Annotated in this window: 21 protein-coding genes and 1 riboswitch; of the genes, 13 read left to right on the plus strand and 8 right to left on the minus strand. The window is 73.3% G+C overall.

Going from position 1 to position 24,639, the window contains the following annotated elements; genetic code table 11:
- Positions 1 to 53 precede the first annotated feature (53 nt).
- Genes GA0070616_RS22055 through GA0070616_RS22070 form a run of 4 tightly spaced genes read left to right on the plus strand, consistent with a single transcriptional unit; the run spans position 54 to position 2,829 of the window.
- Positions 54 to 305, plus strand: coding sequence for an acyl carrier protein (locus tag GA0070616_RS22055; RefSeq protein WP_175440171.1), 252 nt, complete (start codon positions 54 to 56; stop codon positions 303 to 305).
- Entirely contained in the window at positions 302 to 1,570 is a 1,269-nt protein-coding gene (locus GA0070616_RS22060) for an AMP-binding protein (protein WP_091086508.1), read from the plus strand. The genes GA0070616_RS22055 and GA0070616_RS22060 overlap by 4 nt, the downstream gene beginning before the upstream one ends.
- Positions 1,563 to 2,318 carry an SDR family NAD(P)-dependent oxidoreductase gene (locus GA0070616_RS22065; RefSeq protein WP_091086511.1) on the plus strand — a complete coding sequence of 252 codons (756 nt, stop codon included), beginning with the start codon at positions 1,563 to 1,565 and terminating at the stop codon, positions 2,316 to 2,318. Before GA0070616_RS22060 ends, GA0070616_RS22065 begins: the two co-directional genes overlap by 8 nt.
- Positions 2,302 to 2,829: a hypothetical protein gene (locus GA0070616_RS22070; RefSeq protein ID WP_217628220.1), complete on the plus strand. Its 528-nt coding sequence runs from the start codon at positions 2,302 to 2,304 to the stop codon at positions 2,827 to 2,829. Before GA0070616_RS22065 ends, GA0070616_RS22070 begins: the two co-directional genes overlap by 17 nt.
- 120 nt (positions 2,830 to 2,949) lie before the next feature.
- Here the strand turns inward: GA0070616_RS22070 and pseI are convergent, their stop codons facing one another.
- The 3 genes from pseI to GA0070616_RS22085 all read right to left on the minus strand — a co-directional run bounded on the left by pseI (position 2,950) and on the right by GA0070616_RS22085 (position 6,556).
- Positions 2,950 to 3,990, minus strand: coding sequence for a pseudaminic acid synthase (pseI, locus tag GA0070616_RS22075; protein WP_091091370.1), 1,041 nt, complete (start codon positions 3,988 to 3,990; stop codon positions 2,950 to 2,952).
- A 5-nt stretch (positions 3,991 to 3,995) separates the two neighbouring features.
- The gene (locus tag GA0070616_RS22080) at positions 3,996 to 5,135 is read right to left on the minus strand and encodes a glycosyltransferase family 2 protein (protein ID WP_091086513.1); all 1,140 of its coding nucleotides are present in this window, start codon (positions 5,133 to 5,135) and stop codon (positions 3,996 to 3,998) included.
- Between the two features lie 89 nt (positions 5,136 to 5,224).
- Positions 5,225 to 6,556, minus strand: coding sequence for a polysaccharide pyruvyl transferase family protein (locus tag GA0070616_RS22085; protein WP_091086517.1), 1,332 nt, complete (start codon positions 6,554 to 6,556; stop codon positions 5,225 to 5,227).
- 205 nt (positions 6,557 to 6,761) lie between these two features.
- Between GA0070616_RS22085 and GA0070616_RS22090 the strand changes: the two genes are divergently transcribed.
- The 4 genes from GA0070616_RS22090 to GA0070616_RS22105 all read left to right on the plus strand — a co-directional run bounded on the left by GA0070616_RS22090 (position 6,762) and on the right by GA0070616_RS22105 (position 10,896).
- Positions 6,762 to 7,859 (plus strand): acyltransferase family protein, encoded by a 1,098-nt coding sequence (locus tag GA0070616_RS22090; protein WP_091086521.1) that lies wholly within the window; start codon positions 6,762 to 6,764, stop codon positions 7,857 to 7,859.
- Positions 7,860 to 7,952: 93 nt separating this feature from the next.
- Positions 7,953 to 8,426, plus strand: coding sequence for a hypothetical protein (locus GA0070616_RS22095; protein WP_139128970.1), 474 nt, complete (start codon positions 7,953 to 7,955; stop codon positions 8,424 to 8,426).
- A 206-nt stretch (positions 8,427 to 8,632) separates the two neighbouring features.
- Positions 8,633 to 9,385, plus strand: coding sequence for a hypothetical protein (locus tag GA0070616_RS22100; RefSeq protein WP_091086528.1), 753 nt, complete (start codon positions 8,633 to 8,635; stop codon positions 9,383 to 9,385).
- A 285-nt stretch (positions 9,386 to 9,670) separates the two neighbouring features.
- A riboswitch (cyclic di-AMP (ydaO/yuaA leader) is annotated at positions 9,671 to 9,811 on the plus strand.
- A 224-nt stretch (positions 9,812 to 10,035) separates the two neighbouring features.
- Complete coding sequence (locus tag GA0070616_RS22105) at positions 10,036 to 10,896, plus strand: C39 family peptidase (RefSeq protein ID WP_091086533.1); 861 nt, start codon at positions 10,036 to 10,038, stop codon at positions 10,894 to 10,896.
- 194 nt (positions 10,897 to 11,090) lie between these two features.
- Here GA0070616_RS22105 and GA0070616_RS22110 read toward each other — a convergent pair whose 3' ends face one another.
- The 4 genes from GA0070616_RS22110 to GA0070616_RS22125 form a co-directional block, all read right to left on the minus strand.
- Positions 11,091 to 12,803, minus strand: coding sequence for a CDP-glycerol glycerophosphotransferase family protein (locus tag GA0070616_RS22110; RefSeq protein ID WP_091086536.1), 1,713 nt, complete (start codon positions 12,801 to 12,803; stop codon positions 11,091 to 11,093).
- Between the two features lie 33 nt (positions 12,804 to 12,836).
- Complete coding sequence (locus GA0070616_RS22115; RefSeq protein ID WP_091086544.1) at positions 12,837 to 14,339, minus strand: bifunctional cytidylyltransferase/SDR family oxidoreductase; 1,503 nt, start codon at positions 14,337 to 14,339, stop codon at positions 12,837 to 12,839.
- Between the two features lie 168 nt (positions 14,340 to 14,507).
- Positions 14,508 to 15,296: an ABC transporter ATP-binding protein gene (locus GA0070616_RS22120; RefSeq protein WP_091091373.1), complete on the minus strand. Its 789-nt coding sequence runs from the start codon at positions 15,294 to 15,296 to the stop codon at positions 14,508 to 14,510.
- 76 nt (positions 15,297 to 15,372) lie between these two features.
- Positions 15,373 to 16,272: an ABC transporter permease gene (locus GA0070616_RS22125; protein WP_091086549.1), complete on the minus strand. Its 900-nt coding sequence runs from the start codon at positions 16,270 to 16,272 to the stop codon at positions 15,373 to 15,375.
- 216 nt (positions 16,273 to 16,488) lie between these two features.
- On the opposite strand from GA0070616_RS22125, the gene GA0070616_RS22130 reads away from it, so the two are divergent.
- The 5 genes from GA0070616_RS22130 to GA0070616_RS22150 all read left to right on the plus strand — a co-directional run bounded on the left by GA0070616_RS22130 (position 16,489) and on the right by GA0070616_RS22150 (position 23,584).
- Positions 16,489 to 17,094 carry a TetR/AcrR family transcriptional regulator gene (locus GA0070616_RS22130; RefSeq protein ID WP_091091377.1) on the plus strand — a complete coding sequence of 202 codons (606 nt, stop codon included), beginning with the start codon at positions 16,489 to 16,491 and terminating at the stop codon, positions 17,092 to 17,094.
- A 139-nt stretch (positions 17,095 to 17,233) separates the two neighbouring features.
- Complete coding sequence (locus tag GA0070616_RS22135; RefSeq protein ID WP_091086552.1) at positions 17,234 to 19,330, plus strand: DUF6077 domain-containing protein; 2,097 nt, start codon at positions 17,234 to 17,236, stop codon at positions 19,328 to 19,330.
- Between the two features lie 164 nt (positions 19,331 to 19,494).
- A complete protein-coding gene (locus tag GA0070616_RS22140; protein ID WP_091086556.1) occupies positions 19,495 to 21,261 on the plus strand; it encodes a CDP-glycerol glycerophosphotransferase family protein in 1,767 nt (588 codons plus the stop codon).
- Between the two features lie 273 nt (positions 21,262 to 21,534).
- Positions 21,535 to 22,191: a response regulator transcription factor gene (locus tag GA0070616_RS22145; RefSeq protein ID WP_091086560.1), complete on the plus strand. Its 657-nt coding sequence runs from the start codon at positions 21,535 to 21,537 to the stop codon at positions 22,189 to 22,191.
- A 10-nt stretch (positions 22,192 to 22,201) separates the two neighbouring features.
- Positions 22,202 to 23,584, plus strand: coding sequence for a sensor histidine kinase (locus tag GA0070616_RS22150; RefSeq protein WP_091086563.1), 1,383 nt, complete (start codon positions 22,202 to 22,204; stop codon positions 23,582 to 23,584).
- Between the two features lie 3 nt (positions 23,585 to 23,587).
- Here the strand turns inward: GA0070616_RS22150 and GA0070616_RS22155 are convergent, their stop codons facing one another.
- Positions 23,588 to 24,553 (minus strand): TAXI family TRAP transporter solute-binding subunit, encoded by a 966-nt coding sequence (locus GA0070616_RS22155; protein WP_091086567.1) that lies wholly within the window; start codon positions 24,551 to 24,553, stop codon positions 23,588 to 23,590.
- Positions 24,554 to 24,639: the final 86 nt, after the last annotated feature.

Here is a 24,639-nt window from a genome sequence, read left to right on the forward strand (position 1 = left end):
CAACGGCCACCGGGGACCCTAATGTCGAATTACCGGGCTGTACACTCCGCCGCATGAACGAATTGAGTCGTGCGCAGATCCGCGATCTCATGGCGCAGGTGCTCGACAATCAGGGGCGTTCCCTTCCCGACGACGACGCGGCCGACCTGCGGGAGATCGGCTTCCGGTCGTTGGACTTCTCGGAACTGGCCCTGCGGGTCGAGGACGCCACCGGCGACGAGCTGAACTTCGACGCCCCGGGGCTGCGCCGCATCGCCACGGTCGGCGACGTCCTGGACCTGCTCGTCGAGCTGCAACACCAGTGACCGTCGCGACCAGCCGCCCCACCGGGCTCGACAACCGTCTGGTCGTCGGCGGAGTGCCGCTGACCTGGCGGGCGCTGCCGGCTTCGACCCTGCCGGCCCCCGCCGTGGTGCTCGCCGCCCGCGCCGGTGACGCCCTCGCCGCCGCCCGCCACCACGCCGAGCACGGCACCGAGCTGCTGATCGGCTCCCCGGGCCGGGTGGACGCGACGATGCGCGACGAGCTGCGCGCAGCCGGGTTCACGGTGGTCGGGCCGGGCGCAGCCGACCCGGCCGCGCGGGGGGCGGTGACCGGCGACGACGCCCTGCTGGCCCCCACCCGGTCGCGCCCCGCCGAACCGGGCCGGCTGTGGCTGCTCACCTCCGGCTCGACCGGCCGTCCCAAGCGGGTGGGGCACACCCTCGCCTCGCTGACCACCGTGCGGGGGCACCAGCCCGAACGCACCTGGCTGTGCCCGTACGCCCCCGGCACGTACGCCTGGTGGCAGGTGGTGACGTTGTCGCTCACCCAGCCGGGGCAGCACCTCGTGGTCGTCGACGCGGACGAGTTGGACGACTGGCCGGCGCTGGCCGCCGCGCACGGCGTCGACGCGGCCTCCGGCACCCCGACCTTCTGGCGGCGTACCCTGCACGCCGACCCGGCCGCCCTGGCACGGGTGCCGCTGCGCCAGGTGACCCTCGGCGGGGAGCCGGTCGACCAGGCCATCCTGGACCGGCTGGCCGAGCTGTTCCCGGCGGCCCGGATCTCCTGGATCTACGCGTCCTCCGAGGTGGGCGCGTCGATCGTGGTTCACGACGGGCGGGCCGGGTTCCCCGTCGACTGGCTGGACCGGGCGGCACCCGACCGCCCCACCCTCTCCGTGCGCGGCGAGGAACTGGTGGTCACCTCACCCCATCACGGGGTCGGGCTGGCCGGGCCGGTGCACACCGGCGACCGGGTGCGGGTGGTCGACGACCGGGTGCTCGTCACCGGCCGGCTCGACACCGACGAGATCAACGTGGGCGGCAGCAAGGTGTCGGCCGGGCAGGTCCGCGACGTCCTCGCCGCCCACCCGGCGGTGGCGTGGGCCCGCGTCACGGGCCGCCGCGCCCCGCTGTTGGGGCAGCTCGTCGCCGCCGACGTGGTCGCGGCCCCGTCGGCCGGGCCGCTGGACGAGGCGGCCCTCACCCGCTGGTGCGCCGACCGGCTGCCCGACCACGCCGTGCCCCGCCGGATCCGGCTGCTGACCGAGATCCCCGTCAAGGAGACTCTGAAGAGCGATGTCTGACCACGCCGCCGTCCCGCCCGTGCCGCCCGCCTCCGTGGTCCTCGTCTCCGGGGGCTCGCGCGGGCTGGGGCTCGCCATCGTCACCGACCTGCTCGACCGGGGGCTGAGGGTCGCGGCCTTCGCCCGCACCGTCACCCCGCAACTGGCGAAGCTCGCCGAGGCGCAACCCGACCGGGCGTACGCCGGTGCCGTGGACGTCACCGACCTGTCCGCCACCCAGGCGTTCCTGCGGGAGGTGGAGGAGCGGCTCGGCCCCGTCGACGGCCTCGTCAACAACGCCGCCGTCGGGCAGGACTCGCTGCACGCCCACACCGCCACCGCCGACGTGGCCCGGATCGTCTCGACCAATCTGACCGCGCCGTTGCAGCTCACCCGCCTCGTGGTGCGCCGGATGCTGGGCCGGGGGCTGCGCGGCCGGATCGTCAACGTCACCTCGATCTGCGCGCAGCGCGGCTTCCCGGGCCTGGTCGCGTACTCGGCCACCAAGGGCGGGATGGACGCCGCCACCCGGTCGCTGGCCCGGGAACTGGGCGGCCGGATGCTGGTCAACGCGGTCGCGCCCGGCTTCTTCGCCTCGGAGATGTCGGCGGTGCTCGGCCCCACCCAACTCGACCAGATCGTGCGACGCACGCCCACCGGTCACCTCACCGAACCCGAGGAGGTCGTTCCCGTGGTGCGGATGCTGCTGTGCGAGCAGACCAACATCAACGGCCAGGTGATCGTGGTGGACGGTGCCGCCTCCGTCTGATCCCGCCGGCCGGCCGCCCCGCCCCGTACCGGGGCTGCTGGCCGCCGCCGAGCGTCACCTGCGGGTCGACACGCCGGCCGGATCAGCCGCCGCGACGACCCGCAGCCACCTCGGAGACGGCCGCTGCGTCGGCTGGTACGGCCCGCCGACGGTGGGCTGGCAGGTGGCGGTCGACGCGGAGCACGCCGACGCCCCCGTGCCCGAGGCGCTGGCCCGCCGCTTCGGTCCCGCCGACTTCTGGCCCCGCTGGACCCGGACCGAGTGTCTGTGCAAGCTCGCCGACGTGCCCGTGGTCGTCTGGTGGCGGCGGCACGGCCTGGGCATCCCGCCCGGCACCGTCGCCGTGTGGCGGACCCTGCGGGTGGCCGACCTGGTGGTCACGGTCGCCTTCGCGCCGACCCGCCCCGGTCGGCGGGCCGACGACGAACCCTTCCCGCGCGGGGCTTCGAAGTCGGCCCGGCGGTGGCCTGCGGCGGTCAGGGAGTCTCCTGCTCGGTCGCTGTCGAGCTGACAGCGCATCCGGAGCGCTCACCGGCCAGCCGTCGCGGGCCACGGTGAACGCATCAACGATGCAGCTCGGGAGCGTCCACGCGGACACCATCCGGCCCCTCCGCCGGCCGGGGCGCTGCCGTCAGATCAGGTCCCAGCTCAGCGGGGTGCCCCGGGCGACGTCGCGGGAGAAGGTGCGGCCCAGGACCCGGTCGATCTCGACCGGGGGCAGCCCGCCGGCGGGGCGGATCGAGCGGACGTTGCCGGCCGTCACAGGGTCACCGGCCCGGACGTCCTCGACGACGAACAGTGACCGGCGGAACCGCAGGCCCTCCCGCTCGGCGGGGGTGGGGCCGATGGCGGTGCCACCGAGTGCGGCGTACGCCCGTTCCGACTCGACCACCAGCGCCGCCAACTCCGCGGGATCGAGGCTGAAGTCCGCGTCGACGCCGCCGTCGGCGCGGTCGAGCGTCACGTGCTTCTCGATGAGGCAGGCGCCGAACGCCACCGACGCGACCGCCACACCGATGCCCGGGGTGTGGTCGGACAGCCCCACCGGCACGCCGAACGCATCGGCCAGCACGGGTACCCGCCGCAGGTTGCTGTCGGCCGGCGGCGCCGGGTACGACGCGGTGCAGGCCAGCAGCACCACACCGGCGGCACCGCCGGCGCGGGCGGCACGGACCGCCGCGTCGATCTCGGCAACCGTGGCCATTCCGGTGGAGATGACCAGCGGCTTCCCGGTGCCCGCCACCAGCCGGATCAGCGGCAGGTCGACCAGCTCCGACGAGGCGATCTTGTACGCGGGCGCGTCGAGTTCCTCCAGCAGTTCGACCGCCGTGGCGTCGAACGGCGACGAGAAGACCGTCAGCCCGTGCTCGCGGGCACGTTCGAAGATCGGCCGGTGCCACTCGTAGGGGGTGTGCGCCCGCTCGTAGAGCCGGTACAGGTTCTGCCCACCCCACAGCTCGTGGCCGTCGGAGATGCGGAAGGCCGGCGCGTCGACGTCGATGGTGAGCGTGTCGGGCCGGTACGTCTGCAACTTCAACGCGTGCGCGCCGGACGCGGCGACGGCGTCCACGATGGCCAGCGCCCGGCCGAGGTCGCCGTCGTGGTTGCCGGACATCTCGGCCACCACCAGCGGCGGCTCCCCGGCCCCGACCACGTGCGGCCCGATCTTCATCGTCGTCACTGCGTCCCACCGTTCCCGTTCGTCCGCACCAGCGTGCGGTCCGCCGTCATGGTTCCCGGCCCGTCCGTCCGGTTCGCCCCGCCGGCCGGTACCCCGTCCGTCACCGCCGCCGGTCGGCGCAGCCGCGCGGCCAGCCGGTGTGCCTGCCGCAGCATCGCGTACGCCAGGTAGCTGTCCCGGCCGACCAGCCGGTGCTTGAGGCCCGCGATCCCGTCCGGGCGCGGGTAGCCGTCGGCGGGCAGGTAGCGACGGTACTGCTCGGCCACCCGCCGGAAGAAGGCCCGCCGCAGGTGTGGGTGCAGCCGGTCGTCGTTGCCCACCACCACCAGCATGTGGTTGACCATCAACCCGAACAGCTCCGCCTCCAGGCGCGGGTCGGGGTGCCGGTGACGCACCCAGTCGAGCAACCGGTCGTACTGCGCGAACGCGTCGAAGTGCCGGTCGCTGCGGGTCGACGTGATGGCCCCCTGCCGGCCCTGCCGGTACAGGTAGCAGACCCGGTCGAGCACACCGATCCGCTGCGCCCCGATCAACAGCGGATGGCTGAACGGGATGTCCTCGTACCAGCCGGCGTGGAACCGTAGGCCCAACTCGGCCATGAAGTCGCGGCGTACCACCTTGTTCCACGCGGTGTGCTGCACCCGCAGCAACTGGGGCCGGTCCGCCAGGCGGACCACGCCCGGCACCCCGCGCAGCAGGTGACTGCTCGCGTCGACCTCCCGCCGCCCGCCCTCGTGCACCCGCAGGTGGTCGAGCATCAGCACGTCGGGACGGTCGCCGCGCAGCCGGTCCAGAACGGCCGGCAGGGTTCCCGGCGGCAGCCAGTCGTCGCTGTCGACGAACCAGACGTAGCGCCCGGTGGCGACGTCCAGGCCGGCGTTGCGGGCCAGTCCCAGGCCGACGTTGCGGGTCAGGTGCACCGTGCGGACGCCGGGCCGGCCAGCCGCGTACGAGCGCAGCATCTCACCACACCGGTCCGGCGACGCGTCGTCCACGGCGACGATCTCCACGGCGTTCGCCTCGCCGGCCGGCACGTCCGCCCGGATCGACTCCAGGCACTGGTAGAGGTACGGCTCCACGGCGTGCACCGGCACGACGATGCTCAGCAGCGGTGCCCGCGTCGGCTCAATGACCACCCGGACACCCTCGTCGGCCCGGGTGGCCGGACCCGGAACCTCACGTGGCCGACGGTGGTGGAGTGCCTGAACAGCCGCCGAGCGTCAGGTTAACGGTTCAGCATGCGGCGCACCGGGCCACCGACGGCCTTCTTCAGGCGGGTACGGATCTGCTCCGAGCGCACGATGCTCTTCTCCTTGCGCTCCTGCAACATCACGTTCTGGTCGCGCAGCCACTGGATGCGCTCCACCAGCACCTGCGGCGAGGTGGCGGCGGCGGGCCTGACCGCGGGCGCGAACACGGTCTCGCGGACCCGGGCGTCGAACCGGGCGGCGCTGTCACCGTCGGCGAACGCGTTGCCGAGGTCGTGCTTGGCCAGGAAGGCGCACATCGTCTCGTACCGGGCCTTGTGCCCGTTGACCATCGCGCTGTAGTCGGCCTCCTCGTAGAGGTGCGCCGCGTCGACGTCGGCCGGTACGTCCCGCATCACCCGGTGCGGGATGTCGAAGTACCGGGCCAGCTCCAGGGTGCGCGAGTCGTGCGCGAACAGGTAGCCCGGCGTACCCGCCAGCAGCGCGGCGATGGTGCCGTGGATGCGGGTGCCGAAGTTGAAGTCGAAGCTGGACAGGTAGTCGAACCAGGTCCACGGGTCGACGAACATCCGCACCTTGTCCTCGGTGAACAGCGGGTGCGTGGTGTGGATCGGGATCGGGCTGGACTTGCCCCGGTCCTCCGGCGCGTCGCCGTAGAGCAGGGTGCCCAACGTCTTCAGGTCCTGCGGCAGGTACCGCAGGTTCTCGTACCGCTGGTGGTGCGTGCCGATGATCTGCGCCATCGACTTGACGTACGGCGAGACGGTCAGCGCGATCCGGTCGTACGGGCCGATGAAGGACTTGCGCTTCTCCACCGGCAGGGTGTCCCCGTGCAGGAACATCGACGGGCACCCGATGATGTCCACGTTCGCGAAGCCCAGGGTGTTCAGGTACTGCGCGGTGATCTCGCCCCGCACGCCGATGCTGTGCGAGCGGTCCAGCACGGCCCGGCAGAACCGGGTGACCGACTCGTCGATCGGGCGCAGGTACTCACGGTCGCCGTCGACGTTGGTCTGCACCCCGACGCCGAGCACCACCACCGGGATCTTCAGCCGCTCGATCAGCCGGCTCATCACGTCCAGGCGGTGGGCGTAGCTGCGCCGGAAGGCGTTCGCCAGCGGCACCACGAAGACGTCGTACTCCTCGTTGATCTTGTCGGAGTCCCGCATGTTGACCGTGAAGCCGTTGGGCGTGATGGTGGCCGCCCGGGTGCCCAGCAGCTTGTGGGCGGCATGGCTGAACACGAGGTTGCCGGCGTTCTCCCCGATGAGGTTGCGCTCGAACGTCTCCTCCGGGGAGTTGACGTCGAAGGGGCCCTTCCGAGCCCGCATCAGGATCCGCTGGTGCATCGTGCCTCCGCCTCTCGTCCGTCGTCCGGGTCCGTCCTGCGCGGCGTGTCCGCGCCGGCACCCCGGGCGGCCTGGGCCGAGCGAGGTCCCGTCTTCTCCGGGCCCCGGAATATTAGGCCACCGGCCGCCCGGCTGACACCTGCCGGTCCGCCCCTGCTGTCCCCGACCGGATCGGGCGTGCCCCACCGACGGTAGGGTGCCGCGAATGACGAGCGCCCCCCTCGCCCTCGCCGAACCGGTTCCGGCGCGGCGGTCCGACGCCCGTCGGCTGCCGTCGCTGACCGGGCTGCGCTGGATCGCCGCCCTGCTGGTGTTCGGCTTCCACGCGGGCACCATGCGGATCATCGCGGACCCGGGTCCGCAGGCCGCGCTGGGCGCGGTCTTCACCCTCGGCCTGTCCGGTGTCCAGTTCTTCTTCATCCTCAGCGGCTTCGTGCTCGTCTGGTCCGCCCGGCCCGGGGACTCCCGGCGCCGGTTCTGGCGCCGCCGGCTCGCCAAGATCTACCCCAACCACCTGCTGCTGTGGGCGCTGGCCCTGGCGGTGGCGTGGTGGTTCGCCGACCCCGTCGACCCGGTCGCCGCGTTGGAGAACCTCCTGCTGGTGCAGGCCTGGGACCCGCGCCCGGGCTACTTCTACAGCATCAACACGGTCAGCTGGTCGCTGTCCTGTGAGCTGTTCTTCTACCTGTGCCTGCCGCTGGTGCTGCCGGTGCTGCACCGCACCCGCTCCGCGGTGCTGTGGACCGTGGTGGTCGCGGTGCCGCTGGTCATCCTGGCCCTGTGGCCGGGGCAGGTGCTGGTGCCGGAGGAGAGCCGCTGGTGGTTCACCCAGGTCTTCCCGCTGGTGCGCTCCACGGAGTTCTGGATGGGCGTGGCCGCCGCCGAACTGATGCGCCGGGGGCACTGGCGGGGGCCGGGACTGCCACTGGCCGGCGTGATCTTCGTCGGCGTCTGGGTGGTGACGTCCCAGTGGGTCCGGGCCGAGCTGTGGGCGGCGGTGCTGTCGGCGGCGTACCTGCTGGTGATCACCGCGGCGGCGCGGGCCGACGTGCGCGGTGACCGCTCGCCGCTGCGCGCCCGGCCGATGGTCTGGCTGGGCGAGGTGTCGTTCGCGTTCTACCTGGTGCACGTCTTCGTGATCATGACGCTGCTCCGGCTCACCGGCGACTGGGGCACCGGCCTGCCCGGGTGGTGGGGGCCGCTCGCCGTGGTGGGCTTCCTGCTGCTCACCCTCGCCCTGGCGGCGCTGCTGCACCGGTACGTCGAGACGCCGATGATGCGGTTGCTGACCGCACGCCGCTGACCCGCGACCGTCCACGCCGGCCGGTCCACGATCGACACCGCCGACACGCCCGGTGGCGGTGCGCGTTGGCGGTGTCGGCGGTAGCGTTGCCGTGTGCTGCCTGTCGCTCTGCGCGTTCCCCTGTGGTGGGTGACGCGCTGGGCCGTGCGGCTGCTGGCCGGTTTCGCCGTCGCCGCCACCTGCACCCTCGGCATCGGGGTGCTGCCCTCCGGGGCCGCCGGTCATCCCGCCCCGGTCGAGATCCGGCCCCCGGTCGACGGGCCCCTGCCCGCCCTCCGGGAGGCTGCTCCCGGAGGGCTCGACTCGCCCGTCGTGCCGGCGCTTCCGTTCGGCGTCTGCCCGTCCGACGTCTGCCCGTCCGACGTCTGCCCGTCCGACGTCTGCCCGGCCGACTCGCACGACGGGCTGACCGCCGGCCCCGTACCGCCCACCCCCGCCGCGATGCGGCCCGCCGGCGCCGGTGCGGCGCTCGCCGGTCGGGTCGACGCGCCGCCCGCCGGGGCGGGTCCGCCGGTCCCCGGTCCGCGCGCCCCGCCGGTCGGTCTGACCCGACCCCGGGCAGCCTGACCTTCGGGTCGCCTGACCTTCGGGGCGGCCTGACCCCCCGGGCTGCCTGACCCCCGGCCGTCCGACCTCGGTCACCCGCCTCCGGGGCCGCCTGACCGCCGCGTTCCGTCGCACCTCACCCGCACCCACCCGGCCGAGCCCACCGGCGCCGCCGGGCCGGGGGCGTCGCCGTCGTCACCCGCACCACCCGTCCGTGAGGTATCGCCATGGAGACCGTGCTCTACCAGTTCCTGATCGAGGTGCCGCAGGCCGCCGCCATCTGGTCGGCCCTGCTCGTCGTCGCGCTGGGCGTGCTCACCGCCCTGGTCGCCCGCCCCGAAGCCACCACACCGGCCGAGCCGACCGCCGGCGCCGACGAGGCGGCACAGGAGGCCGCAGACCTGCGCCGGTACGCCGGAGAGGTGGCCGTCGCCGCTGCCGGGGCGGCCCGGACCGCCCGTCGACGGCGCGACGCCTGGCGGGCCGCCCAGGAGGACCTGGACCGGGCCTGGCGGGCCTACGACCGGGCGGAGACCGCCGCCCGGCGCCTCGCCGGGACCACCGCGCTGCCCACCCCGAGGACCCCGCACACCCCCGCCGAGTACGCCGCCCGGGAGCGGTGGCTGCACCACGCCGCGATGGCCGCCCACTGGCGCGGGGACCTGTCAGCCAGCCAGCTCAGCGACGTGTTCGGGCGGCGGGCCGGCTGGGACCCGCGCCGGCACCCCGCCGAGCAGGAGGTCGTCCTCGCCCGCGCCGTGCGCGACCACCTGTCGGCGGCGTACCGGAGCGCGGCGGAGCGTGAGCGGGCGGCGTGGCGCGCCGCGGAGGTCGCCGTCGACGCGGCCCGCGCCCTGACCACGGAGGCGTACGCCGCGGCCGTTCGGCTGCGGCCCGCCCCGGTGCCGGCCGTGCGGGTTCCCGGGGCGCAACGCCGTCCCGTTGCGGCGGCCCGCTGGCGGCCGGCCGGGGTGGGCTGACCGACCGGAATCCGGTGAGCCCGGTCACGTGGCGGCGAAACGGATTCCGGGCTCGTTCCGGCACATCGCGCCCGGGGATTGCGCACCCTTTCCGGCGACCGTTCCGGATGTCGCCCTCTGGTGCCGTCACCGGGTCTGGCCCCATCGAGCACCGGCAGTGCGCCAATGTCCGGAAAATTGCCGGCCGGAAAGATGTTTACGCAGCTCAGCAGGGGTTGGCAGGGTCCGAACCCGGCCAGTAGGGTCGGCGCGTCCGGTGCGGTAACCGATCGCAGATGGCGACGCCGCACCGACCCGCTCAATCGTGGAAACACGAACCGGGGACCCACTGCACCACTGGGGTGAATCCGCGAGCCACGGCCGCGGTAGGGCGATCTTCCCGCCCGAATCCGTCAGCTAACCCGGTCGGCGGCTGCGGAAGGAGTTCCAACCCGTGCAGCACCATCACGCCCCCGCATTGTTCCCCCGCCTCCACGGCACCGCGGTGCCCCCACCCGTCGACTCGTCGGCGGGCTGATCCCGGCCACCGCCCCCGCCCGGCACCCCGGGCGAATCCCCGAGTGCACCTGACCGTGCGGACCTCGTCCGCGCGGCGTCCCCGCCTGGCCGGTGACGGCGGCACTCGCCCCGAACCCGTGGAGGAACCCCCTGTGAAGCACCACGTCAAGCGTCAACTCCGTCGGCTCGTCACCGAGCGTCCCCACCAGGTCGTCGCCGGTGCCGCCGCCGCGCTCATGCTGGCCACCGGCACCGGCGCCGCACTGGCGACCGCCGACGAGGCACCGGCCGTCGCAGCCGAGGTACGCGGCGACACCCTCGCCTCCCGCGCCCAGGCCAGCCCCGCCGAGCCGACCGTCCCGGCGGGCAGTGCCACCCCAGCGGCCGAGCCGGGCAGCTCGGCGTCGACGGCCGCGCCGAGCAGCGCCGCGACCACGCCGGCACCGTCGCCGAAGGCCCGCAAGGCCACCGCCGAACCGGACGTCACCCGGAAACCGAAGCCCCCGGCCGCCAAGAGCCTGGACTACGACCACGAGACCCAGAACACGTTCTACAACTGCGGTCCGGCCGCCGTACGGCACGCGCTGAGCGCCGCCGGCATCGCCCGTACCCAGAACGAGCTGGCAGTCCAGCTCGGCACCACCCAGGCCGGCACGAACTCGGCCGAGGACACCACCCGGGTGCTCAACGCCGTCGTCAAGGGCGGCCCGTACCGGACCCGTACGATTCCCGGCGGTGCGGCCACCGCGGAGCAGATGGACCGGCTCCAGGCCGACGTCGTCAAGGCCATCACCGGCGGCCGGGGCGTCGTGGTGAACGTCGCCGGCACCGCCACCGACACCGACGGCGGCTGGCACTCGTTCCCGGGCGGCCACTACGTCGCGGTGATCGGCTACTCCGACGAGGGGCGGCTGGTGAAGATCGCCGACTCGGCGGACCCGGCGGCCCCGTCGTACTGGCTGACCACCATCGACCTGGCGCACTGGGCGGCCACCCGCGGCTACTCCGCCTGACCGCCGAACGACGTCACGGGCGCCGGCTCCGCGAGGGGCCGGCGCCCGCCGTCGTGTCCCGCCCGGTCGCGGCCCCCATCGGGCCGGGACAGCGCGTCAGGTCGCGGGCGCCGCGGGGACAGCGCGTCAGGTCGTGGGCGCCGCGGTGACAACGCGTCAGGTCGCGGGGGCTGCCGGGCCAAGGAGGGACAGCGTCAGGCGGTGGGGGACAGGGGGGCCGCGGGTCGCCCGGCGTCGGCCTGCCCGCGCGGCGCGGGTAGCGTCGAGGGGCCGTCGAGTTCCCGCCGCGCGGCCGACAGGAACGCCTCGGCGTACGACTCGACGGGGAAGTCGCCCAGGTAGCGGCGGCGGGTCTCCCACCGGGCCGGAGCGAGCGGATCGGTGTCCAGCAGGCCGGTCAGCACCCCGTCCACGTCGGCCATGTCGCGGCGCAGCACGTAGCCGGAGCCGGCCAGCGGGAACCGCTCCGTGAACCGGTCGCCGTCGACCCCCATGTCGGTGACCGCGTACGGCTTACCCGAGTAGAGCCAGTCGGAGATGACCCCCGACACGTCCGAGACCAGCGCGTCGGCCCGGTTCACGCACTCGGTCAGGGTCAGCGCGCGGCTCGCCGCCCCGAAGACGTGCGGTCGGCCGGTGCGGGCCCGGTCGGCGGCGAGCAGGTCCGTCAGCCGCGCGAGCTGCCGCGCCGACGTCGGGTTCTGCGTGGTGTACGGGTGCGCGCGCAGGATCACCGTCGCGCCCCGGTCGAGCAGCCGCCGCAGCAGCGTCTCCGCCACCGGCAGGGAGCAGTAGTTCGCGTCGGCGTGGTGCCCCGTCCAGGTCGGCGTGTACAGCACGGTCGGGTTCGCCAGCCCGCGCGCCGGTTCGGGGCGCACCTCGATGGCCTCGACCTGGGGGCGGCCCACCACGACGAACTTCTCCGCCGGGATGTCCACCCCGGCGCGGGCGTACCGCTCGATCGCGGCCTGCCCGGCGACGAAGATCCGGTCGAAGATGGCGGACACCGGGTTCGCGCTGGGGGCCTTGTCGCTGTCACCGTGGTGCAGCTGCACGTGGGTGAGCTGGGTGAAGCGGATGCAGTGACTGTTCTTCGCGCCGTGGTTGACGTAGAACGCGGCCCGCAGGCTCGGCACCAGCGCCTCGTCCATGGTCCTGGTGGTGGGGCAGTAGAGCACCGGCGCGCGGGTGGCCGCCGCCACGGTCGGCAGGAACTCCGGCTCCCGCACCATGACCAGGAACGGCCGGCCGATCCGCTCCAGGTACGGCAGCCACATGGTGACCTGGTACTCCGAGCCGGGCGGGGCGGAGAAGTGCAGCACGAACTCGGGCTGGTGGCGACGCAGCGCCCGGGTCACCGCCGAACCGCCGGCCGCCGGGCGGAACCGGCGTCGGGCCAGGTCCAGCGCGACCGCCCCCGCGCCCCCGGCGACCAGCAGGCTCACGGCCAGGGCGACCACCGCGGGCAGGGCCGCCACGGCGGCCAGCGCCACCAGGGCCAGCAGCCCGGCGAGGGCGTCGCCGAGGCGGGCGGCGACCGCCGGCACCCAGGTGCGCACTGGCAGGTTCGCCGCCCGGATCTCCAGGTTGCCGGCGTCCCGCAGGGGCCCGACGAGCAGCACCAGCCCCAGCAGCACCAGGGCGGTGGCGACCAGCGCCGGGTCGACGCCGGCGTCGAGCCGCCGGGCGTACCCGACGAGGACGCCGGCCGCGACGAGCGTCGTCTCGGCGACACCGTCGGCGCCGGGACGGACCCGGCGTTCCCAGGCCGCCGCCGCGAGCGCCAGCAGCGCGAGGCCGAGCCCCCAGACCGTCGCGCCGGTGAGCGCGAGGACGAGGAAGGCCAGCACCGCCCCGCCGGTGGTCAACCCCCGGACGGCCAGCTTCCGGACCAGATCACCGCGCATGGTGGTGTCGCTCCCCGCCGTCGTCGCGTGCTGTCAGCCGGCCGTCGCCGCGCTGGCGGACCGGTCGGCCTGGACGGGTACGGCGGCCGGCGCCCCCTCGCCCGGGGCGCGGCGCACGTCGATCACCTGACCGGTGAGGTCGGAGATCAGCACGTCCAGGGACGCCTGGGCGACGGTCTCGGCGGCCAGCAGGGTGTGTTCCGGCTCCGCCCCGAACGCCTTGGTGCGCATCGGGGTGGCGGTGCGTTCCGGGTTGATGCAGTTGACCCGGACGCCGACCTCGGCCCACTCGTCGGCCAGCGCCTGGGTCAGGTTGACCAGGGCGGCCTTGCTCGACGAGTAGAGCGCGTAGTCGGCCCGACCCCGGGTGTAGGAGCTGGAGGTGTAGAGCAGCAACTGGCCCTTGGTGTGCTGGAGGTAGGGCAGGGCCTGCCGGGCGACGGTGACCGGGCCGACGAAGTTGACCTGGAGGACCCGGTCGATGGTCTCCTGGTCGACCTCGGCCAGCTTGCCCTTCTCCAGGATGCCGGCGGTCACCACCACGTGGTCGATCCGGCCGGTGGCCTCGAAGGCGGTCTTCAGCGCGGCCTCGACGTCCTCGGGCCGCTCGACGTGGGTGCCGGTGGTGGAGCGGCTGAACGGGAAGACCTGGGCACCGTGGCGACGGGCCAGCTCCGTCAGGTCGTGGCCGATGCCGTAGCTGCCACCGAACACGACGATCGTGCGACCGGCCACCTCGTCACTGTAGGAGCGGTGGTCGGTGAGCCGGGGCACCTGCGCGGCGGCGAGCTGGAACAGCTTGTCGGCCAGGTGCACGTCCACCGGGTGGGTGACCTTGATGTTCTCGTCGGAGCCGTCGATCACCTTGATCGGCGTGCCGGGCAGGTAACGCAGCACGACGCCGCAGTCGTCGGTGGCGGCGAAGTCGGGGTCGCCGGCGGCCCGCCGGTACGCCTCCCGGATGGTGCCCGAGCGGAACGCCTGCGGGGTCTGCCCCCGGCGCAGCGAGGACCGGACGGGGATGTCGGTGATGCAGTCGTCGTCGTCGACCTGGACGATCGTGTCGGCCGACGGGATGGCCACGTCCACCGCCGAGTACGTCCAGAGGGCGTTCACGCACTCCCGGACGATCCGGCCGCTGACCAGGGGCCGCACCGCGTCGTGGAAGAGGATGTTGACGTCACCCTCGCCGACCGCGTCCAGCGCGATGCGGGTGGTGGCGTTGCGGGTGTCGCCGCCCTCGATCACCTTGGTGACCTTGCGGAAGCCGGCCTTGTCGACGATCTGCTGCGCCTCGGCCACGTGCCCGGTGGCCATCAGCACGACGATCTCGTCGATCTCGGGCGCGTGCTCGAAGACGGCCAGGGTGTGTTCGATGATCGGCTTACCGGCGATCTTCAGCAGCTGCTTCGGGATGCCGAGGCCCAGTCGGGTGCCCGTGCCGCCCGCCAGCACCACCGCCACCGTCCGCGAGGGCCGCCACGGCGCCGGGGTTTCCGGTGCGGCGTCCTGGGAGGTGGTCTGGTCCTGCGTCATTGCCGGTCCTCACTCTCGGGGTGCGTGGCTCTCTGGGGTGCATGGATCTCAGGTACGTGAACGAAGGGTTCCGCCGAGGCGGCGACGGGATGAACCTTAACGCGCGGACCGCGCCGCCCCAACGGGACGACGCGGTCGTCACGGCGTGGCTCGCACCCCGCCGGGCGGCTACTTGGCGTTGGTGAACGCCTCGTAGGCGCGCAGCACCTCGTCGGTGGGGCCGTCCATCTGGATGAGGCCCGATTCCAGCCAGATCGTCCGTTCACAGGTGTCCCGGACGGAGGAGAGCTGGTGACTGACCAGGAACACCGTGCCGGCGCTCTCCCGCAGCTCCCGGACCCGCCGCTCGCTGCGCTTGCGGAACGCCTTGTCGCCGGTGGCCAGGGCCTCGTCGATCAGCAGCACGTCGTGTTGCTTCGCCGCCGCGATCGAGAAGCGCAGCCGGGCCGACATGCCGGAGGAGTACGTCCGCATCGGCAGCGAGGCGAAGTCGCCGCGCTGGTTGATCCCGGAGAACTCGATGATCTCCGGAAGCTTGCGCTGCACCTCGGCCGGGGGCATGCCCATGGCCAGGCAGCCCAGCACCACGTTGCGCTCGCCGGGCAGGTCGTTGAGCAGCGCCGCGTTCACCCCCAGCAGAGAGGGCTGCCCCTGGGTGTAGACGGCGCCGCGCTCGACGGGGAGCAGACCGGCGATCGCCCGCAGCAGGGTCGACTTGCCGGAGCCGTTGGTGCCGATCAGTCCGATCGCCTCACCCCGGTACGCGGTGAAACTCACCCCCCGGACCGCGTGCACCTGACGCACGTTCGGCGCCTCGGTGCGGGTGACCATCCGCTTGACCGCCGCCACCGGTCCACCGCCGCCGCCGGCGCCCTTGTGGATCCGGTAGACCACGTGCGCGTCGTCCACCACCACCGTCGGAACGCGCTCCTGGATCCGCGGCAGGGTGACCGTCACGTCGTTGGCGTTCGAGTCGTGCCGCGCCGCGTCCGGTGCGGGAGGCTGGGTCGGGTGGGGCTGTGTCGCGTAGTACTCAACCACGGCCGTACTCCTGTTCGCCGCGCCAGAAGTAGAGGTAGCCACCGAGACCCGCCAGGACCGCCCAGCCCGCGCCGACCAGCCACAGCTGGGTCACAGACGAGTTCAGCACCGGAGCCTCCTCCAGCAGCGCCATCCGGGCCATCTCGATGTAGACCAGCATGGGGTTGAACTCGACCACCCGGGCCGCCCACGCCGGCAGGTTCTCCGAGAACAGCGTGACGCTGTAGAGCACGCCCGACCCGTACATCCAGGCGCGCAGCACGAAGGGCATGACCTGTTTGAGGTCGGTGGCCCTCGCGCCCAGCCGGGCGACGACCATGGTCAACCCCGCGTTGAACACCGTCTGGAGCAGCACCGCCGGCACCAGCAGCAGCCACATGAACGTGATCGGTTCCCCGGTGAACAGCACGATGGCGATCAGCACCACCATCGAGCCGAGCAACTGCTGGAACTGGGTGACGGTGATGGCCAGCGGCAGGCAGGCCCGGGGGAAGTGCAGCGCCCGGATCAGGCCGAGGTTGCCGCTGATCGCCTGGGTGCCGTTCTGCACCGTGGTCTGGGTGAAGTTGAAGATGAACAGGCCGGTGGTGAGGTAGGCGATGAAGTTCGGCACCCCCCGGCTCTGTTCGAGCACGATGCCGAAGATCAGGTAGTAGACCGCCGCGTTGGTCAGCGGGGTCAGCACCTGCCAGAGCTGGCCCAGCCGGGCGTTGCTGAACGAGGCCGCCAGCTTGGCCTTGGCGTACGCGGCGACGAAGTGCCGGTAGCGCCACAGCGCCTGGCTGTACCCGGCCAGCGAGGGCCGCTCGCCGGCCACGCGCAGCCCGTGCCGGGCGGCCAGCTGGGCCTGGGACAGGCCGGAGTCGGGGTCGGCCAGCGCGGTGTTGGCCATGGGGATGGGCGCTCCGATCTTTCGTGCCGACGGATTGTGTCGCGACGATGCAATCTAGCGTGGGCCGGGGCGTGGAGCGCCGCCGCATCGCTGGGTGGACAGTAGTCGGAAATACGTCGGGACGCAACCGTATCGTCGTTGCGCTACCCTGGTGCCCGTGACTGTCGAGAAGAGCCCCAGGTGACGACCGGGAAACGGGCACCCGCCGGGGCGGCGGTGCTCCGGGGAGAGATCACCACCGCGATCCGCCGCGCCCTCATGCAGGAACTCGCCGCCGTCGGCTACGGCCGGCTCTCGATCGAGGCGGTGGCCCGCCGGGCCGGGGTCGGCAAGACCGCCATCTACCGCCGGTGGAACTCGAAGCTCGACCTGGTCCTGGAGATCGTGTCCGCGGCGGCCGGCGGCAAGCTGCCCGTACTGGACACCGGCACCCTGCGCGGCGACCTCACGCTGCTGTTCCAGGGGGTGGCCCACGCCCTGCGCCACCCGCTGGCCTCGCAGATCATCCCCGACCTGCTCGCCGAGGCCGCCCGCAACCCCACCATCGACGAGACCCTCCAGCGGGTGCTGCGCGCCCGCCAGCAGGAGGTCGGCGGGCGCCTGGTCAGCCGGGCCGTGCAGCGCGGCGAACTGCCCGCCGACACCGACCCGGAGACGGCGGTCGACCTCATCGTGGGGCCCCTCTACTGGCGCCTGGCCATCGCCCGCAGCCCGCTCACCGACAGCTACCTCGACGCCCTCGTCGAGGCGGTCGCGGCCGGCCTGGGTGCGACCACCCCGAAGCCGCTGCCCCGCCCCCGCGAGGTCCCGTCCACCGGCTGACCTGCCGCGCGACGTCCGACCCCCGGGTGCTGCCGCTAACCTCGGTGCGGGCACCGACCGGACAATGCGGTACGCCGCGCCCGCAGACCCGCCAGCCCCACCGTGACCGTACGACGACAAGGATGATCCGTTGCCGACTGTGGACCACGTCGCCGTTGCTCCCCCGACCCGTGACTCCGGGCTGCGACCGACGCCAGGCCGGACGAGTCGGCTGGCCGCCGCCCTCGCGGCGACGCCCGCCGTCCTGACCGACAGCGCGGTGCTGGCCTTCGCGCTCTGGACGGTGCTCTACCACGTCGCGCTGCCCCTGCACCTGGCTCCGTCGGTGACCTTCCTGATCTGGCTGGTGGTCGGAGTCGCCCTGGCCGGCGTCGCGGTTGTCCGGGTCGTCCGAAACAGCCGCGCGGCGACCGGCGTCATCGGTGGCGCGGGCGACGACGCGGGTGCCGTCGCGGCCGGCGCGGAGCGGAGGACGCCGGGTCACCCACGTCGGTGGCTCGCCGTCGTGCTCGCCGCGGCGACCGTCGCCGCCGTCACCGCCGGGCTCGCCAACACCCCGGCGGGGGAGGGCATGTCCTGGTGGATCCCGGCAGTCGCGGGAGCCGTGGCGGGGGTGGGGGTCATGCTGCTGACCCGACGGGCCTGGACCGCCGGTACGCCAGTCAGCCCCGACCGTGGCCCCACCGCCGCCCAGTCGGCTTACGCACTGGTCGTCTCGGGTCTGGTCGCGCTCTCCTCCCTCTTCCTGGCGCGCAACACCCCCGACGACGTGTACTACGTCGGCAAGTCGGTGTGGGTGGCCGAGCGTGACATCGTTCCCCGTAACGACTTCCTCTTCAGTGAGAACGTCCTACCCGGGATGGCCTCGCTGCCGCCGACCGCCTCCATCGAGGTCTTCGCCGGGGCGCTGGCCCGATTCCTCGGAGTCCACGCGGGTACGGCGCTGTTCTTCCTGATGCTGCCGGTGATGGCGGCGCTCGCCGTGCTGGCGTTGTGGCGGCTGACCCACCGCTGGGCCCCGCGCCGGCCACTGCTCGCCTTCAGCCTTGCCGTCGCCTACCTCTACCTGGTGGCTGGTGCCGACGCCGCCCTCGGCACCTTTCACCTGCCCCGACTGCACGAGGGCAAGGGCATGTTCGTCTCGGCGGTCATCCCACTGATGTGGCTGTACCTCACCCGCTGGTTCGACGGGCGGCGCCGGACCGACCTGGCGCTGATCGGGGCACTCTCGATCACCGCGATCGGGCTCACCACCACCGCGGCGATCATCCTGCCGATGCTCGTGGGTGCGGCGGCGTTCGCCATGCTGACGGTCGGCCACTGGAAGGCGGCGCTGACAGCCGGGGTCGTCGCCCTGGCGTACCCGGTCGGCTCGGTGGTGCTGACCCAGGTGATCCTCGGCGGCGGCACCGCCGCTGGCGCGGACGCCGCGTTCTACGACGCCGAGTACACCTACCGCCGCACCCTGGAGATCGGAATCGTGGGTGTCGTCAGCGGGCTGGCCCTGTGGTGTGGGCCACTGCTGGCCCGTCGCGGCACCCCGGCACTGCTCGCGGCCGGTGGCACTCTGGCACTCAGCGTGCTGCTCGTACCGGGGGTGCTGGAACTGATCAGCGCGCTCAGCGGGATCTCCGTCGTGCTCTGGCGGGTGCCGTGGCTGCTCGCCCTGCCGACACTGATCGGCCTGCTCTGCACCGTCGAGCTACCCGTCCGGTCCCGGACTCTGCGCGCCGCGACCGGTGGGCTCGTCGCGGCGGCGGCGGTGGCCGTCTTCGCGGTGTGGGCCACCCCGATGTGGTCGCCCCGCAGCTACGTCGAGGTGTACGACCGGCCGGTATGGAAGATGCCGCAACAGCGCCAGGCGATCGCCTTCTGGATCAAGCGCCAGGACCGCCCCGACGGGTTGTTGCTGGCCCCCTCCACCATCATGCGGGCTTCACTGATGGTGACCAGTGAGGTCCGGGTGGTGCTGCCCCGGGACTTCTACCTGGTGGAATACGACCTGGAGTCCCAGTTCGCCAAGGACCGTCTGCTGCTCGCCGCGTTCGCCGACGGCCGGGTGGAGGACATCTCCCACCGCAGCGACGTGGCGGCGGCTCTCGACCGCCTGGAGGTGGGCACCATCTGCGTCTACCGGGGCAACCGGTACGCCCGTGAACTGGTGCCGGAGCTCGGCTTCACCCAGTTCGCCGAGCGGGGGCGACCGGGCGCGATGGTCTGCTTCCGACGCGGCTGACGGGCCAGGCGCACCAGGCTCCGTGCCGGGTGCGCTCTGGCTGTGAGGATGCTCGACACCCGAGCACCGTTCGGGCGACCCCTCGCGTTAAGGTCGCAGACACGCGCGGACGGCCTGACACCGCGGAGATCCCCCTGATCGATCTCATAGGGAGACGTACTTCGTTGTTCGCCTCGTTGACTGGACGCATCGGTGTCGCCCCGCGCGGTGCCCTGCTGGTGCTGTCCTACCTGGTCATGCTCGCCGCGGGAGCCCTCGGCTGGGTCGGGTTGTTCGCCGTCGCCGGGTTGGCGGCCGTGGTCGGGGAGTTCGCCCTGGAACGCTGGTCGCCGGCCACAGCGGTCCTGCTCCACAAGGTCGGCCTCAACCTGGGGTACCGGCAGCTCACCCGCGACCTCGCCGCCGTCCTGCTGGTGGTCGCCGAGGTGCCGCTCACCGGCTCGCAGCTGAGCCTGCTGCTCCTCCTGCCGGCCGCGGTCTGGGTGGTCGCCGTGTTCTCCGGCGCGTTCGCCAAGATGATCGAGCGGCGCAACCCCACCTCGGCGCTGGTGCGCAACATCGACCTCGGCCGGCTGCGGTCCGCGCCCACCCCGCCCGGCTGGGCGAACGAACTGGCCGGTGACCGGCTGCCGCTGGTCAACGTGGTGCTGGTCGCCGGAGCGGTGATCGCCGTGCTGGGCGACGACGTCACGCCGGTGCTGTTCGCCGGGGGGATCGCCGTCGCGGTGGCGGCGGTGGTCGGCGGAGTCATCGCCCTGACCTGGCTGCGGGGGCGCGGCACCGGCCAGGGCCCGCAACTGCCGGCGGTTCAGCGCTGGTTGAACGACTACCGTCCCGAGGTGGCGCTCTACTTCGCCGCGTCCGCCAAGGACATCTACCAGGCCAACATGTGGCTCGCCCCCATCGAGGCGCTGGGCCAGCGGGCGGTGGTGCTGCTGCGCAGCAAGGACTCGCTGCAGGAACTGGCCGACACCCGGCTACCGGTGATCTGCGTGCCGGCCGGCCCGGACTTCATGAACCTCGACAAGAGCAGCATCCGGACCGCCCTGTACGCCGCGAACGTCGGCGCGAACATCCACATGCTCCGCGAGCCGGGCATGAAGCACGTCTTCGTCGGGCACGGCGACAGCGACAAGGCGGCCAGCGTCAACCCCTACAGCAAGGTGTACGACGAGGTCTGGGTCGCCGGACTCGCCGGCCGGGAGCGCTACGCCCGTGCGGGTGTCGGCGTGCTCGACGCCGACATCGTCGAGATCGGCCGGCCGCAACTCGCCGGGGTGCACACCTTCGGCTCGGAGGCAGCCCAGGCCGACCGGCCGTTCACCGTCCTCTACGCGCCCACCTGGGAGGGCTGGCTGGAGGACGACCCGTACCACACCTCGCTGATGCTGATGGGTGTGAAGATCGTGTCGGGTCTGCTGGCCATCCGCCCCGCCGTCCGGCTGGTATACAAGCCCCACCCGCTGACCGGATCCCGGTCCAAGCAGGCCAAGTCCGTCCACGACAGGATCGTCGAACTGATCCGCGCGGCCGGCGGCGACACCGACGCCCGCGACCTGGCCGGCCCACGCCACCGGGTGGTCACCGGCCGCACCCCGGCGTTGTTCGACTGCTTCAACCAGACCGACCTGCTGGTGAGCGACGTGTCCAGCGTGGTGTCCGACTTCGTGCAGAGCCAGCGCCCGTACGTGGTGGCGAACCCGAGCGGCATGCCGGAGGACGAGTTCCGCCGCGACTTCCCCACCTCCCGCGCCGCGTACCTGCTGACCGCCGACTGCGGTGAACTGGAGAAGATCGTCGCGGTGACCCGGGCCGGAAACGACCCCTTGACCGAGGCCCGCCGGGAGCTGAAGACCTACCTCCTCGGCCCCGCCGAGGCCAACCCGATGGACCGCTTCCAGGAGGAGATCAGCCGCCTCTGCGGTCGCTGACGCTCGCTGCCCGGCCAGCGCGAACGATGCAGGTCGGCAGGGCCTGCACCCCGTGAGCGCGGAGGTGGGCGGCAGCCCCGGACACTCCGGCGGAGAAGGCCGACCTGTGTGCCCGCCAACCGCGACGACCCGGCGTTGCGGGGGGTTCGGCGACGGCCGCCGCGATGCCACCGCCGCGGAGGTCTCCGGCTGCTGCGGCCACCCGCGCTCCCGCCCGGCCGGCTCTTCTGCCACCATTCGGGGGCAACGCAGGCGACGGACGGGAGGCCCAGGGTGCGCATCCTGCTGGTCGAGGACGACCGTCGGGTGGCCGCCGCACTGTCGTCCGCGCTGACCCGGCGGGGCTACCAGGTCGAGCACGCCGGCACGCGGGCCGCAGCGCTGGCCGCGGCCCCCTGTGACCTGGTGCTGCTCGACCTGACCCTGCCCGACGGCGACGGCACCGAGCTGTGTCGTGAACTGCGTCGACGCGACCCGCAGCTCGGCATCATCGCGGTCACCGCCCGGGGCGAGGAACGCGACCGGGTCAAGGGTCTGCGGGAGGGCGCGGACGACTACGTCGTGAAGCCGTTTTCCATGGCGGAACTCCAGGCCCGGATCGAGGCGGTGCTGCGCCGCGCGGCGTACACCATGCCCCGGCAGGACCTGGTCGTGGCCGGGCCGGTCCGCATCGACGTGACCGCCCGCACCGTCACCGTGGGCGATGACGAGGTCTCGCTGACCCGCAAGGAGTTCGACATCCTGCTGTCGCTGGCCCGCCAGCCCGGCGGTGTCGTCTCCCGCGACCGGATCCTGCTGGACGCCTGGGGCACAGTCCAGCACGAGCGGCACACCGTGGACGTGCACATCGGCTCGCTGCGCGGCAAACTCGGCGACCCCCGGCTGGTGGAGACCGTGCGCGGGGTCGGCTACCGGCTGCGCACCGAATGAGGGGGCCGGGGTGCGACGACGCCTGGTGATCAGTTACCTGCTGCTGATGGTGCTGGTCCTGGTGGCGTTGGAGACTCCGCTGGCGGCGACCCTCGCCACCCGGGAGACCGACCGGGTTCGCGCCGACCGGCTGGCCGACGCCACCCGCTTCGCGTCGCTGGCCGGACCCGCCCTGCGCGGCGGCACCCCCGGCCCCCTCGACGGGGAGCTGAGCAGCTACGACGCGCTGTACGGCATCAGCGCGGCCGTCATCGACCGCGACCGGCGTACCGTGGTGGCGTCCGCGGGCTGGCGTCCCGGCTCCGGGACCGACGCCGCCCTGGACACGGCGCTGGCCGGTCAGCAGTCCAGCGGTCCGGCCTCGGTGTGGCCCTGGGTGGACGCACCGATCGTGGTGGCCGTACCCATCAACGACGGCGGCGAGGTGCTCGGCGCGGTGGTCACCGCCACCCCGTCCGGGGACGTGCGGCGCACCGTCACCACCTGGTGGCTGCTGCTGGCCGCGCTGGGCCTGCTCGCCGTCCTGGCCTGCGTGCTCACCGCGTTCGGGCTGGCCGGTTGGGTGCTGCGTCCGGTCACCGAGCTGGACTCGGTCACCCACGACATCGCCGAGGGCGACCGGGGAGCCCGGGTGCAGCACAGCCTCGGCCCACCCGAGCTGCGCCGCCTCGCGGCCAGCTTCAACCACATGGCCGACGTGGTCTCCGACCTCGTGGAGCGGCAGCGCGCCTTCGTGGCGCACGCCAGCCACCAGCTACGCAACCCGCTGACCGCGCTGCGCCTGCGGGTGGAGGAACTCGGCCCGAGCCTGACCGACCTCGACGGCCGCGCCGAGCACCGACTCGCGCTGGAGGAGACCGACCGGTTGGCGCAGGTGCTCGACGCGCTGCTCACCCTGGCCCGCGCCGAGCGGCGGGACAACGAACTGGTCGTGGTGGACGTGGTGGCCGCCGCCGCGTCCCGGGTCGCCGCATGGGAACCCCTGGCCCGTCACCGTGCGGTCATCCTGCGCCTGGCGGCCCGCGACGGGCCCGTGTACGCCCGGACGGTGCCGACCGCCGTCGACCAGGCCCTCGACGCCCTGATCGACAACGCGGTGAAGTTCAGCGGGGCCGGTGGGGCGGTGACGGTGACCGTCGGTGTCGTCGACGACGGGACGGTGCTGGAGGTGAGCGACACCGGGCCGGGCATGACGCCGGACCAGTTGGGGCAGGCCACCGAACGGTTCTGGCGCGCCCCGGAGGTGCAGAACGTCGACGGGGCCGGGTTGGGCCTGACCATCACCGCCGTGCTGGTCGACGCCAGTGGGGGCCGACTGACGATGCGCCCGAACACCCCGCGCGGGTTGGTCGCCACCCTGTGGTTCCCGGCCCCCGACGGTGGCCGGACCTGACCGTCAGGGTTTGCTGGCCCGATACCAGTCGGCGGCCCCCGGGTGCAGCGGCAGCGGGGTGGTGACGATGGCCGCGCGGGCACTGATCCGGCCGGCGGCGGGGTGCGCGGCCGACAGCTCCGCCCGGCGCTCCATCAGCAGCCGGGTCACCTCGCGGATCAGCGACTCCGGCAGGTTGGCGCGCACCACCAGGTAGTTCGGGTTCGCCACGGTGGTGACCGGCTCGACGCCGTACACCGAACGGGGCACGTCCCGCGAGACGTACACCTCGGGGTTGCCCCGGCGCAGCGGTTCGGTCCACTCGCCCAGATCCACGATCCGGATCGGGGTGACCCGGGCGAGTTCCGCGACCGCGGACACCGGCAGGCCGCCGGAGAAGAAGAACGCGTCGATCCGCCCTTCGCGCAGCGCGACGACCGAGTCGTCCAGCCCGAGCCGGTCCCGGCGCACCCGGTCGAGCCCGGCGGCGGCCAGCAGCCGGTTCACCGTGATCTCCGTGCCCGAGCCCGGAGCGCCCACCGACACCCGCCGGCCGGGCAGGTCCGTCAGCGACCGCACCGGGGCGTCGGCCCTGGTGACCAGGTGCAGCAGGTCGTCGTACACCCGGGCCACCGCCACCACCGGCGGGTCCGGACCCGGGTCGGCCGCCAGCACGTCGGCCTGGGTGAAGCCCAGTTCGGCCTGGCCGGCGCCGACCAGCCGGACGTTCTCGGCGGAGGCGGCGGTGACCACCACCTCGGCCCGCACGCCCGGCAGTTCCCGGTTGAGGATGCCGGCCAGCGACTGCCCGATGGCGTGGTAGACCGCCGTCGGGCTGCCCGTGGCGATCCGGATGCGCACCGGCTCGCCCGGCGACTCGCGGCAGCCCACGAGGGTGGGCGCGGCGGCCACCAGGACGGCCAGCAGCGCCGCCACGGTGTGCTGCCACCGGCGTGTTGCGGCGGACCTGGTGCGGATCACGGCCTGCACTCTGCGCGTCCGGGGCGGTCGACCGCAACCCCCGGGCGGTCGGTGTGGGGCACCGGCGGTGCCGACCGTGCGGGACCGCCGCGCGA

It is taken from the genome of Micromonospora nigra, from assembly GCF_900091585.1.
Lineage (GTDB): Bacteria > Actinomycetota > Actinomycetes > Mycobacteriales > Micromonosporaceae > Micromonospora > Micromonospora nigra.

Coding starts and splice junctions, on each gene's coding strand:
- GA0070616_RS22055 (WP_175440171.1), top strand. CDS start 54: ATGAACGAATTGAGTCGTGCGCAGATCCGCGATCTCATGGCGCAGGTG.
- GA0070616_RS22065 (WP_091086511.1), top strand. CDS start 1,563: ATGTCTGACCACGCCGCCGTCCCGCCCGTGCCGCCCGCCTCCGTGGTC.
- pseI (WP_091091370.1), bottom strand. CDS start 3,990: ATGAAGATCGGGCCGCACGTGGTCGGGGCCGGGGAGCCGCCGCTGGTG.
- GA0070616_RS22085 (WP_091086517.1), bottom strand. CDS start 6,556: ATGCACCAGCGGATCCTGATGCGGGCTCGGAAGGGCCCCTTCGACGTC.
- GA0070616_RS22090 (WP_091086521.1), top strand. CDS start 6,762: ATGACGAGCGCCCCCCTCGCCCTCGCCGAACCGGTTCCGGCGCGGCGG.
- GA0070616_RS22100 (WP_091086528.1), top strand. CDS start 8,633: ATGGAGACCGTGCTCTACCAGTTCCTGATCGAGGTGCCGCAGGCCGCC.
- GA0070616_RS22110 (WP_091086536.1), bottom strand. CDS start 12,803: ATGCGCGGTGATCTGGTCCGGAAGCTGGCCGTCCGGGGGTTGACCACC.
- GA0070616_RS22115 (WP_091086544.1), bottom strand. CDS start 14,339: ATGACGCAGGACCAGACCACCTCCCAGGACGCCGCACCGGAAACCCCG.
- GA0070616_RS22125 (WP_091086549.1), bottom strand. CDS start 16,272: ATGGCCAACACCGCGCTGGCCGACCCCGACTCCGGCCTGTCCCAGGCC.